Here is an 11,547-nt window from a genome sequence, read left to right on the forward strand (position 1 = left end):
CGCACCTCCTGAGGGTTCTTCCACGGCGGCCGGTGGGCGCGAGCCTCCGGCGGCGCCGGGGCGGCGGGTCACGTCACACGAGGGCCATCCTGCGGTTCCTCGTCCGGTTCGTCCGGCAGGTGCACGTCACCGACGGCGACGTTCACCTCGACGACCTCCAGGCCGGTCATGCGCTCGACGGCGGTGACCACGGCGACACGCATGTCCGCGATCACGTCCGTGATGGGGTACCCGTATTCGACGACGACGTCGAGATCCACCGCGGTCTGCCGTTCGCCGACCTCGACGCTCACACCGCGGGTCTGACCGGGGCGCCCGGCGGGCACCCGGTCGCGGACGGACCCGAGGGCCCGGGTCATGCCGGTGCCGAGGCCGTGGATGCCGGGCACATCGCGTGCGGACGCCGCCGCGATCTTGGCCACCACGCCGTCGGCGATGGTGGTCCGTCCCTTGCCGCCCGGATCACCGGTGCCGGAGCGCCGGGTGCCCGTGGCCCCGCCCGTTTCGTTCCTGGTGGTCGCGGAGCGAGTGGTCAGGTCCGTCATCAGGACCTCCTCGGTCTTCCGTGCGGACACCTCGCGTGACACTCAAGGGGGGACGGCCCTCGTCCCTCAGCCATCGTCACACGAATGGCCCAATTCGTGCGATCCGGGGCGGATGGCGCACCGTCCGAACCGGGGGCGTCGTCACACCGCTCGCGCCGCGTAGGCCCGTACGTCCGCGTCCGAGTCCGTTGTCGCCGTGGCCAGGGCCGCGCGGGCGTCCTCGGTGGCGCGGTGGTGGGTCAGCGCGAGTACGGCCGCCTTGCGTACGTCGGCGTTCGGGTCGACGAGCGCCTTGGCCAGGGCGGGGACGGCCGTGCCGGGGTCCGCGGCCGACAGGGCCGTGGCGGAACCGGCCCGGACCTGCCAGGCCGTGTCGGACAGTGCCGCCACGGCCTGGGCGTCCAGGGGTGCCGGGCAGCCGATGGCGGCCAGCGCCGCGTAGGCGGCCGCGCGCACCAGGGCGTCCGGATCGGCGATGAGCTCGGCCAGCACCGAGCGGGCCCGGACCGGCCCGGATCCCGCCGGGGCCGTGTCGCCGAGCCGACCGGTGACCGCGGTGCCCAGCGCCCTGGCGATCGTGACGCGGACCTCGCGGGACGGGTCCCCGGCCGCACGGGCGACCTCTTCGGTGGCGTCGACCGACACGAGCGCCCGCACGGCCTCGATGCGGACGGCGATGCTGGAGTCGGACAGGGACCCGCTGAACAGTTCGGCGTCACCGAGGCGAAGGGCGCGCAGGACGTCGAGTGCCGCGGCGCGTACGACGGGGTCGTCCGCCGAGAGGGCGAAGGCGAGTCCCTCGCGCAGGGCGTCTTCGGCCGGCAGTGTCTCCACGAGTTCGCGCAGTGAGCCCGCCGCGGCCTCGCGCACGCCCGCGTCGGCGTCGACGAGCGCGGCGGCGAGGGCCGGTCCGGTGCCGGGCGGCACGGTCTCCGTCAGCACGGTGACGGCGGTCCTGCGGACGACGGGGTCGGGGTCGGTCAAGTAGGGCACGACAGCAGCGAGTTCGGGCTCCTCCTCCGCGAGCGAGAGGAGTTGGAGCAGGCGAGGCGTGGCAGGTGTCTCGGTGGCGCCACCGTGGGGGAGGGCCGTGCCCGTCGGTGTGGTCCCGGGTCCCATCGCCACCGGCGCCGCTTCCCGGGTCCCGGCTGTCGCCACCTGCTCCGGGTGGACCTCACCGAGGTGACGGGAAGGACCGCCGACCGGACGGAAACCGTCGACCGGTACCGCGTACGGAGCCACCGGGCGGGCCGTGAACTCCATCCTCCCGGATGGGGACTTGTACAGGTCCAGGTGGTGGAACCAGGACGTGTCGTCGCGCCGAGGGTGGTCGAGGCGGTCGTGGTAGAGGCCCCAGCGGGACTCCGTACGGGCCAGGGACGCCCGCGCCGCCATCTCCGCGCAGTCGCGGATGAAGGTGACCTCGGCGCAGCGCATCAGCTCGTGCGGGGTGCGGGCGCCCATCGCGGCGATGTCGGCCCGCATCCGCTCGAACGCCTCCAGTGCCAGGGACAGCCGGGCACCGGACTTCGGCGGGGCCACGTAGTCGTTCACGAAGCGGCGCAGTTTGTACTCGACCTGCGGCTGCGGGGGGCCGTCCGGGTTGCGCAGGGGGCGGTAGACCAGTTCGTGGGCCTCGCGCAGTTGTCCGGACGGCAACTCGCCTTCGTACGCGGTGTACTGGGCGGCGTCCGCGCCCGCCAGGTCGCCGAAGACGAACGCGCCGATCATGTAGTTGTGCGGTACGCAGGCCAGGTCGCCGGCGGCGTACAGGCGCGGGACGGTCGTACGGGCGTGGTCGTCCACCCGTACCCCCGAGGCCGAATGACCGCCGCACAGACCGATTTCGGAGATGTGCATCTCCACGTCGTGCGTACGGTAGTCGTGGCCGCGGCCGGAGTGGAACGTGCCCCGCGTCGGGCGCTCGGTCGAGTGCAGGATGGTCTCCAGGGCGGCGACCGACTCCTCCGGGAGGTGGCTCAGTTTCAGGTACACCGGGCCGCGGTCGGACGCCACCTCGGCGGCGAACTCGGCCATCATCTGCCCGGACCAGTAGTCGGAGTCGACGAATCGCTCTCCGTGCCGGTTGACCTGGTAGCCGCCGAAGGGATTGGCCACGTAGGCGCAGGCCGGACCGTTGTAGTCCTTGATCAGCGGGTTGATCTGGAAGCATTCGATACCGGTGAGTTCGGCGCCCGCGTGATACGCCATGGCGTAGCCGTCGCCCGCGTTGGTCGGGTTCTCGTACGTCCCGTACAGGTACCCGGAGGCGGGCAGACCGAGGCGGCCGCAGGCGCCGGTCGCCAGGATCACAGCGCCCGCGCGGACGGTGACGAACCGCCCCGTTCGGGTGTTGAACCCGGCCGCCCCCACGGCCTTCCCGCCCGCTGTCAGCACGCGCACCGGCATCACCCGGTTCTCGATGCGGATCCGTTCCCGCATCTCTCGCCGCCGCAACTGCCGGTACAGGACCTTCTTGACGTCCTTGCCCTCCGGCATCGGCAGTACGTAGGAGCCGGAGCGGTGCACCTGGCGGACCGCGTACTCGCCGTGTTCGTCCTTCTCGAACTTCACCCCGTACGACTCCAGGCGCCGCACCATCGCGAAGCCGCGGGTGGCGGTCTGGCGGACGGTGGACTGGTCGACGATGCCGTCGTTGGCGCGGGTGATCTCGGCGACATAGTCGTCGGGCTCCGCGCGACCCGGGACGACCGCGTTGTTGACGCCGTCCATGCCCATCGCGAGCGCGCCGGAATGGCGGACGTGGGCCTTCTCCAACAGCAGGACGTCCGCGCCGTGTTCGGCGGCCGTCAGCGCCGCCATCGTGCCGGCGGTCCCGCCCCCGATGACGAGGACGTCGCAGCTCAGCTCCTCGGCTTCGCCGAGGGCGGGGATCTCCAGGAGGGTGTTCACGGAGGTGGTCACCGAAGGGCCTTTCAGGTACCGAGCGAGGAGAGGACTTCGCGGCGCAGCGCCACGCGCGCCGGGTCGTCGTGCGCGGCGCGGTCGCGGGGGCGCGGCACGTCGTGCAGCGCGGCGAGCCGGCCGGAGCCGAGCAGTGCCACCCGGTCACCGAGGAACAGGGCCTCGTCGACGTCATGGGTCACGAACACGACGGTCGCGCCCGTCCCCCGCAACACCTCGACCAGCAGATCCTGCATGCCGGCGCGGGTCTGGGCGTCGAGAGCGCCGAACGGTTCGTCCATGAGGACGGCGCGCGGCGCCGGCGCCAGGGCGCGGGCCAGTTGAGCGCGCTGCCGCTGGCCGCCGGACACACGGTGGGGCAACTGCCCCGACTGCTCGGCGAGTCCGACCCGGGTGAGCCAGGAATCGGCCTGGGCGCGGCGTTCGGCACGCGGCAACCCCTGTATGGCGAGGGGCAGTTCGACGTTCGCGCGAAGGGTCCGCCAGGGCAGCAGGGCGTCCTCCTGGAAGATCAGGGCGCGGTCGGCGGACGGGCCCGTCAGGCGGTCCCCGTCCTGGGTGACCTCTTCGGTGAGGGGAGACAGCAGTCCGGCGAGCGTGCGCAGCAGCGTCGACTTGCCGCAGCCGGAGGGGCCGACGACGGTGAGGATCCCGCCGGGGGCGACGTCGAGGTTCACCCCGTGCAGCACGGGCGCGCCCGGGCGGCCGAGGGCGGCGTCGCGCAGGGCGATGGCCGCTCCGGTGCGCGACCGGGAACGGACGTCAGACGAGCTGGTCATGGGGCACGTCCTTCTCGGTCCTGGGCACAGCCCGTACGGGGACGGTGGCGCCGCGTGTCTGCCGCGGCACCCGCGCGCCGGGCACGTACGACGTACGAGGCAGCCAGCGGGTCAGGCGACGGCCCAGGACCTCCACGGCCGTCGAGGTGATCCAGCCGAGGACACCGATCGTGACCATCCCCACGAACACACCGGGGTAGTTGACGATCGTGTAGTCCTGCCAGGTGCGATAGCCGACGCCGTACTGGCCGGAGATCATCTCGGCGGAGATGACACAGATCCACGAGACGCCGAGGCCGACCGACAGGCCGCCGAAGACGCCGGGCAGCGCGCCCGGCAGGACGACCGAGCCGAGGACACGCAGACGTCCGGCGCCCATGGTGCGCACCGCCTCCTCCCACACCGGGGTCAGCGCGCGCACGGCGTGCCGGGTCGACACGAGCACCGGGAAGAAGGCGGCCGTGAAGGTGATGAAGACGATGCCCTGCTCGTTGGAGGGGAACAGGAGGATCGCCACGGGGACCAGGGCGATGGCCGGGATGGGCCGGACGACTTCGAGCAGCGGGCCGAGCAGGTCCTCGGCGAGGCGGGAGCGGGCCACGAGCACGCCCGTGGCCACGCCCAGGACGGCGGCGAGCAGGAAGCCGGAGAGGATGCGGGTGAGGCTGTCGGTGAGGTCCGTCCAGTAGTCCGGGCCGGACAGACGGTCGGCGAAGCTGCGCGCCACGTCGGCGACGGTGGGGAACTGCGAGAAGCGCAGCCACAGGTCGACGTCGAGGCCGGTCAGCAACTGCCACACCCCGAGGGCGCCCGCCAGTGAGCCGAGCCGCAGGGCGAACCGGCCCGCCCGGCGCGGATATCGGGGCGCGAAGCGGGCCGCGGCTTGTCGTGGGGCGCGGCTCATGACGCCCGCCGCAGTGCGTCGGCGTACGTGACGACCCGGGCGCCCGTGTGCCCGGCGACGTACGCCTTCGCGGTCGCCGGTGCGACGAAGGGGAGCAGCCGGCCGCCGTCGGTCACCCACACCGCCTTGTCGGCGAACCACAGAGTGCCGGTGGTGGCGTCCGGCACGTAGGCGGCGCGGATCGCGGCCTTGTGCCCGGCGACATAACTGAGCAGTTGCGCGGGGGACTTGAAGGTACGGGTCTGCCGGGCGCCCTTGGGCCACACCTCGCCGGCGGCCGCCGCGGGCCTGGTGGCCAGGTGCTCGGCGTAGGCGGCTCCGAGGGCCTTCCTGACGTACCGGTCGTCGACGAAGGCGTCGACGTCCACGTCGCCGGTGAGCTTCGCGGCCTTGAGGATCGTCACGTCCTGCTTCAGGGCGGAGACGAGCCGCGGTTTGATCGCCGGGTCGAAGGTGGAGATGCCGTGGGCGCCGTTGTAGAGGTAGACGACCTCGGCGGGCAGCCCGGTGGCCTCGGCGACCTTCTCGGCGGCGTTGACGGGGTGGGCGTCGAGATAGTCCGTGGCCTCCGCCTGGGCCCTGAGGAAGGCTTCCAGGACGGCGGGCCGCTTCTGGGCGAAGTCCTCGCGGGCGGTGACACCGTGGAAGGTCGGCAGGTCGAGCTCGGCGCCGTCGTACAAGGCCTTCGCCTTGCCCTGGTAGGTGAGCAGGCCCGGCCAGGCGACGAACTGGGACAGTGCGTCGGCGCTGCCCGCGGAGAGGGCCGAAGCCCCCACGGCGGGCTGCTGGTTGAGCTTCTGGATGCCCTTGTCGGGATCGATGCCGGCGCGTTGAAGGGCCCGTATGAGTGTGCCGTCGGCGGCCGAGCCGATGCTCGTCGAGACCTTCTTGCCCTTGAGGCCCGCGAGCGAGCCGATCGTGGAGTCGGGAGCGGTGACGATGGTGTTGAGGCCGCCGCGGAGGTTGTAGCCGGTGACCGATACGAGGCGCGTGGGGCGGTTGAGTTGCCTGCCCCGGGCCGCGTTGATGAGGAGGGGGAAGTCGCCCATCGAACCGATGTCGATCTTGCCCGCGGTCATCTGGGCGGTGATGGGGGCGCCGGTGGCGTAGTCCTGCCAGTCGACCTTGTAGGTGTGGCCGTCGTGGAGGGCGTCGAGTTCCTTCTCGAATGCGCCGAGGGAGCGCAGGAGGGTGCCTGCCGTGACGGTGTTGATGGTCTTGGACTGGTAGCCGACCGTGACCGTGACGGTGGAGCCGTCCCCTCCCGCCGTGGCGGTGCCGCCGCACGCCGTCAGGGGGAGGAGTAGGAGGAGAGTGGCGGCAACTGCGGTGCGTTTCATGGAAGTTCGATACCTTTCGAGACCTGTCACCGGAGCAGGTAGGGCATGTTGACCGTGACGGCTCCGGTGGGACAGCGGGCCGCGCACGGGCCGCAGTACCAGCACTCGTCGACGTGCATGTACGCCTTGCCGTTGCTCTCGTCGATGGCGAGGGAGTCCAGGGGGCACATGTCCACGCAGAGCGTGCAGCCGTCGATGCACTTCGACTGGTCGATGGTCACGGGCACGTCGGCCCGCTGGGGTGCCAAGGGCATGGCTGTCTCCGGAAAGGTCGTGCGGAGGAAGGTGGTTGTGTCAGTGGGAGCGGTGCAGGAGGCCGCTCATGGTGATGCGATCGCCGCGGAACCGGATGAACTCCAGGTCGACCGGACGGCCGTCGGCGAGGTGCGTGAGCCGTTCCAGCATGAGGACGGCCGTGCCGCGCGGGGCTTCGAGCACGGCGGCGGAGTGCGCGTCCGCGGTGACCGCCTCCAGGGTGATCTCGGCGTGACCCAGGGGCCGGCCGGTGATGGTTTCCAGGAGGCGGAAGACGTCGGTGTTCTCCAGATCGGCGCCGAGCAGGGCGGTGCCGATGTCGAGGGGGATGTAGGTGAGGTCGAGGGAGAGCGGGAGGCCGGCCAGGCGCCGCAGCCGTTCGATGTAGAGGACGTCGGTGCCGGGCGGGACCTGGAGGCGGTCGGCGACCGGGGCCGGTGCCGGGGCGGGGCCCGCCGTACGGACCTCGTTGGTGACCCGCCCGTGCTCATGGAGGGTTTCGGCGAGGCCCATCAGGCGGTCGAGGCCGTGGGGGTACTTCCGGGCGACGACCACGGTGCCGACGCCCGGCTGACGTTCGACGAGGCCTTCGGCGCGCAGCAGGTCGAGGGCCTGGCGGACCGTGTTGCGGGAGGCGCGGTAGTCGCCGGCGAGGATCGACTCGTGAGGCAACGTGTCCGTGGGGAAGCCGCCGGTGAGGAGCTGGTGGCGGAGCAGATCGGCGAGCTGCCGGGCCCGGTCGGCGCGCAGCCGGCGCCGCGCGCGGTGGGCGGCGACGGTGGTCGCGCCCTGGCCGGCGTGGTCTCGGATGCGGTCGGTGGGAGGCACGGATCGAACCCTACCGATCCACTGGGGAAAGCCGTGTTGCCGGAATGTTGCGCCACTTGAGGAGAGGCCGGATGTGTGGCTGACCTGCGGTTATCGGCACACCGGGGTCAGATGTGCCAGTGACCGGTCGGCCGTGGGGAAGCCCCCGTGCGTCGACTGCGCCCACCCGAGCGAGCGATGGGAGCGATGCCGGCGCTGAGCGTCAGGGGTTGGTCCAGGCTGCCGGCGTCTCGGTCAGCGCGCAGACCTCGGCGGGCAGTTGGGCCGACGCGACGTCGGCGAGCGAGACGCCTTCGAGGATCTCGCGCACGTTGGACCGCAGCGCGATCCACAGGGGGAGCAGCGACTGGGCGGGACCGGTGTAGGAGAGATCCGGGGGGCGGACCCCGCGCACCGAGACGAGGGGCCCGTCCACGGCGCGAATGACGTCGGCGATGGTGATGGCCCCGGCGGGCCTGGCCAGGCGGTAGCCGCCGTTGCCGCCGCGCTGACTGAGCACGAGACCACCGCGGCGCATGTCGTTCAGGATGCCTTCGAGGAACTTGTGCGGAATGTCCTGCGCCTCGGCGATCGCCTCGGCCTTCAACGGCCCCTCGTCCCGCGACGCGGCGAGTTGCAGCGCGGCCCGTACCGCGTAGTCCGCCCTGGCTGAAATCCGCATGTGCGCATTATCCCGTACGACTCGGTTCGGTTTCACGCTCTCTCGTTCAGACGGGCAGGACGAAGGGAGGGTGCGCGCCGTTGAGGAAGTAGTCCCCGACGTCACGGAGACGGTGACCGACCGGCTCGTACAGCGTGTGGGTGCGCGCGTTGCGCCAGAAGCGGTCGAATCCCAGCCGCGTGGACGCCGAGCGAGCGCCGATGACGTCGAGGGCGCGCGTGGTGGACTCCTGCGCGGCCCTGGACGCGGCGGCTTCGGCCATGGCCACGAGGACGGAGATCTCCGCGTACTCGTCGTAGTTCAGGTCTTCGCCGCGTGCCAGTCCGACGGCTACGGCCTGCACCGCCTGCTCGGCGAGTGCCGCGGCGGAGCGGGTGAGAACGGTGAGTTCCCCGTGCAGGGTCAGCGTCCGCGGGTCCGGGGCGGAGCCGGCCGGCCAGGCGGGATGCCGGAGCCGGTGCCCCGCCCTGCTGTACTCGCGCACTTCGGTGAGCACGCCCTCGGCGATGCCGAGGAGAAGCTGGACGGAGAGAAGGTGTCCGACCGGCGAGGTGAAGGCGGTCGGCGGCGACAGGACGTCCTCGTCCGCGGACAGGGATCCGAGCACGTTGGCGGCGGCGACGGGCACGGCGTGGAAGTCCACGCTGCCGCCGGCCGCGAGCCGCTGCCCGAAGGCGTCCGAGTCGCCCTCGATCCGTACGCCGGGATGGGCGGGATCGACGAATACGGCGAAGGGCTCGCCGGTGTCGGTCCGCTCGCCTCGTACGGCCAGGCGGTCGGCGACCAGGACCCCTGTGGCGTAGCTCTGCCGGCCGTCCAGGACGAAGCCCCCGCCCTTCCTGGCCAGCCTCAGCGAGGGTTCCTGGCGGGCGAAGCCACCACCCCAGAGGTGGGGCTTCTTGGTGGAGCGCTGCACGGCCTCGGTGGCGCGGGCGGAGTCGGCGAAGGACAGCGCGCTCCACGACAAGAAGTAGTGACAGCCCAGCAGTTGACCGATCGCGCCGTCGGCGGCGGAGATCTCCCGGACGACGCCGTAGGCCGTCGTCCAGTCCGCGCCGCCTCCCCCGGCGTCGGCCGGGACCAGCAGCGTCAGCAGTCCCGCCTCGCGCAGCCGGGATACCTCGTCGAAGGGGGTCTTGCCCGCCTGCTCCCTGGCCACCGCGTCCGTTGCCAGGTCATCGGCCGTCTCGCGGGCCGCGCGCAGCCAGTGCGCGAGGTCGGGTCCGGTGCGGTCGGATGCGGAGTCGGCTCCGGACGGTGCGGTGGCAACGGCCATGGTGATGGTTTCCTCACATTCGGCGGCCAGGCGCCGTGTCGGGAGTCTTCCGCCGGCCGGGGCACGCAGGCGTGGCCCATGCGCCGGACGGTGGCGATGCGGTGCCCGCCGGGTGCCGCCCGGCTCTGGGCGGGAGGTATCGCGGGATCACCGGGGAGCGAGAGACGGTTCGGCGGCACGCGCAACGGGTGCCGGGCGTCCTACGCGGCGCGACAGATGGCGCTGGCGACGCGACCGAAGTCGACGTGTCGACGGCGAACCAGTCGCTGCTGCGTGGGGGGCATGTACATCATCCTGCGCATCCGTTGGACGTGCGGTCAATGGTTTCCTAGTAAATCGATAGGAAATAAGCGGGAGCGGTCCCACGGGCGGCGGTACGGCCCGATGGGTACCGGCCAAGGCCGGTCGGCCGGCATACGGGCCGTAGTTGACGGGACGCCAGATGTACTGCTCAATGAGTCGCATGAACGCGGAGCATCGCCTGGTCACCCGCGACCACATCGACTTCGGTCGGGTGTGGTCCGCCGCCTGTTGCGCCTGACGCGGCAACGGGCCGTCCGAACGGCCCGTCCCTCCCTAGGTGACCTCTCCCGGGCGGGGTTCTCCCTTTGCGGCATCGCGGTCAGCGTGTGCTGAACACCCCCTGAATTCGAATTCGTTGGTCTTCGTCTTCGTCTTCGTCTTCGTGTTCGGGCCGGGCTGCGCGACCTGTCACGCGCTCTCGTCGCCCGACGCGACCCGAGCCCGAATCCGGGCACACCCACAGGACCTCAGAAAGGCCATTTCCCATGCCCGTGGAGTTCCTTGGCATCGCCGCCACCCATGACGGCTCCGAGACCACCCCGCGCTCCGGCGCCGCCTTCGACAAGGAGTACACGCTCCGGCTCGCGCGGGCGCACGAGGACAACGGCTGGGACCGGGTGCTGTTCGCCTACGGTTCCGGATCGCCGGATCCCGCCCCGGCCGCCGCCTACATCGCCAGCAGGCTGGACCGACTCCAGATCCTGCTCGCCCACCGGCCCAACGTCTCGTACCCGACCTTCGCCGCGAAGACCTTCGCCACCCTCGACCAGATCAGCGAGGGCCGGCTCACCGTGCACTTCATCACCGGCGGCAACGACCGTGAACAGGGTCGCGAGGGCGACACCCTCACCAAGGACGAACGCTACGCCCGCACGCGGGAGTACATCCGGATCGTCAAGAAGATCTGGACCACCCACGAGCCCTTCGACCACGAAGGCGAGCGCTACCGTTTCCACGACTTCGTGAGCGACGTCTTTCCGGTCCAGCAGCCACGCCCCGCCGTGTCGTTCGGCGGCTCCTCGCCCGCCGCGTACGCCGCCGGAGGCGCCGAAGCCGACATCTATTGCCTGTGGGGCGAGCCCCTGGAGAAGACCGCCGAGCAGATCGAGGCGGTGAAAGCCGCGGCGAAGGCGGCGGGCCGTACCGAAGTGCCGCGCATCCAGGTCGCGTTCCGACCGATCATCGCCCCGACCGAGGAACTGGCCTGGGAGAAGGCCCACCGCACCGTCGGCGCGATCAAGGCCCGCAGGGAGAAGGGCGAGCCGCTCACCAGACGGCACAGTGTTGGCGGCCGGCCCCAGAACACCGGCTCGCAACGGCTGATCGCCATCGCCGAGGCGGGGGAGCGGTACGACCGCGCCCTGTGGACCCCCACCGCCGCCGCGACCGGAGGCGCGGGCAACTCCAACGCCCTGGTCGGAACCCCGGAGACGGTCGCCCGGGCACTGCTGGACTACTACGACCTGGGCGTCGACATCCTCTCCGCCCGCGGCTACGACCTGCTGGACGACGCGATCGACTTCGGCCGGTACGTGATCCCGATCGTCCGGGAAGAGGTCGCGAAGCGCGACGCCGAGCGGGCGACGCTCGGCACCCGGAACGCCGTGGCGGCACAGGGCTGACGCCCGTCGCACAGCGGCCCTCGACTCGCGCGCGAGTCGAGGGCCGGGGTGGGGAGTGGACACATGTGGTGAAGACTGACATAAAAAAAAAAAGAGTTTTTGGTCTTGT

At 71.5% G+C, this 11,547-nt stretch carries 11 protein-coding genes; 1 reads left to right on the plus strand and 10 read right to left on the minus strand.

The window, feature by feature from the left end:
• Positions 1–68: 68 nt before the first annotated feature.
• The 10 genes from ACWEBX_RS00780 to ACWEBX_RS00825 form a co-directional block, all read right to left on the minus strand.
• Positions 69–545, minus strand: coding sequence for an Asp23/Gls24 family envelope stress response protein (locus ACWEBX_RS00780; RefSeq protein WP_451882751.1), 477 nt, complete (start codon positions 543–545; stop codon positions 69–71).
• A gap of 141 nt (positions 546–686) precedes the next feature.
• Positions 687–3,470 carry a fumarate reductase/succinate dehydrogenase flavoprotein subunit gene (locus tag ACWEBX_RS00785; protein ID WP_451882752.1) on the minus strand — a complete coding sequence of 928 codons (2,784 nt, stop codon included), beginning with the start codon at positions 3,468–3,470 and terminating at the stop codon, positions 687–689.
• An 11-nt stretch (positions 3,471–3,481) separates the two neighbouring features.
• Positions 3,482–4,249 (minus strand): ABC transporter ATP-binding protein, encoded by a 768-nt coding sequence (locus ACWEBX_RS00790; RefSeq protein WP_451882753.1) that lies wholly within the window; start codon positions 4,247–4,249, stop codon positions 3,482–3,484.
• Positions 4,233–5,153: an ABC transporter permease gene (locus ACWEBX_RS00795; protein WP_451882754.1), complete on the minus strand. Its 921-nt coding sequence runs from the start codon at positions 5,151–5,153 to the stop codon at positions 4,233–4,235. The genes ACWEBX_RS00790 and ACWEBX_RS00795 overlap by 17 nt, the downstream gene beginning before the upstream one ends.
• Positions 5,150–6,493 (minus strand): ABC transporter substrate-binding protein, encoded by a 1,344-nt coding sequence (locus ACWEBX_RS00800; protein ID WP_451882755.1) that lies wholly within the window; start codon positions 6,491–6,493, stop codon positions 5,150–5,152. The genes ACWEBX_RS00795 and ACWEBX_RS00800 overlap by 4 nt, the downstream gene beginning before the upstream one ends.
• Positions 6,494–6,519: 26 nt before the next feature.
• Complete coding sequence (locus ACWEBX_RS00805) at positions 6,520–6,747, minus strand: 4Fe-4S dicluster domain-containing protein (protein ID WP_351693958.1); 228 nt, start codon at positions 6,745–6,747, stop codon at positions 6,520–6,522.
• A 40-nt stretch (positions 6,748–6,787) separates the two neighbouring features.
• Positions 6,788–7,576 (minus strand): GntR family transcriptional regulator, encoded by a 789-nt coding sequence (locus ACWEBX_RS00810; RefSeq protein ID WP_451882756.1) that lies wholly within the window; start codon positions 7,574–7,576, stop codon positions 6,788–6,790.
• A gap of 202 nt (positions 7,577–7,778) precedes the next feature.
• Positions 7,779–8,237, minus strand: a complete 459-nt coding sequence (locus ACWEBX_RS00815; protein ID WP_451882757.1) for an RrF2 family transcriptional regulator — start codon at positions 8,235–8,237, stop codon at positions 7,779–7,781.
• 46 nt (positions 8,238–8,283) lie between these two features.
• On the minus strand, positions 8,284–9,513 hold the full coding sequence (locus tag ACWEBX_RS00820; RefSeq protein ID WP_451882758.1) for an acyl-CoA dehydrogenase family protein: 1,230 nt from the start codon (positions 9,511–9,513) through the stop codon (positions 8,284–8,286).
• Positions 9,514–9,713: 200 nt separating this feature from the next.
• Positions 9,714–9,815, minus strand: coding sequence for a putative leader peptide (locus tag ACWEBX_RS00825; RefSeq protein WP_389843847.1), 102 nt, complete (start codon positions 9,813–9,815; stop codon positions 9,714–9,716).
• Between the two features lie 486 nt (positions 9,816–10,301).
• On the opposite strand from ACWEBX_RS00825, the gene ACWEBX_RS00830 reads away from it, so the two are divergent.
• Positions 10,302–11,438 (plus strand): LLM class flavin-dependent oxidoreductase, encoded by a 1,137-nt coding sequence (locus tag ACWEBX_RS00830; protein ID WP_451882759.1) that lies wholly within the window; start codon positions 10,302–10,304, stop codon positions 11,436–11,438.
• The last annotated feature ends 109 nt before the right edge of the window (positions 11,439–11,547 follow it).

It is taken from the genome of Streptomyces sp. NPDC005070 (assembly GCF_053600395.1).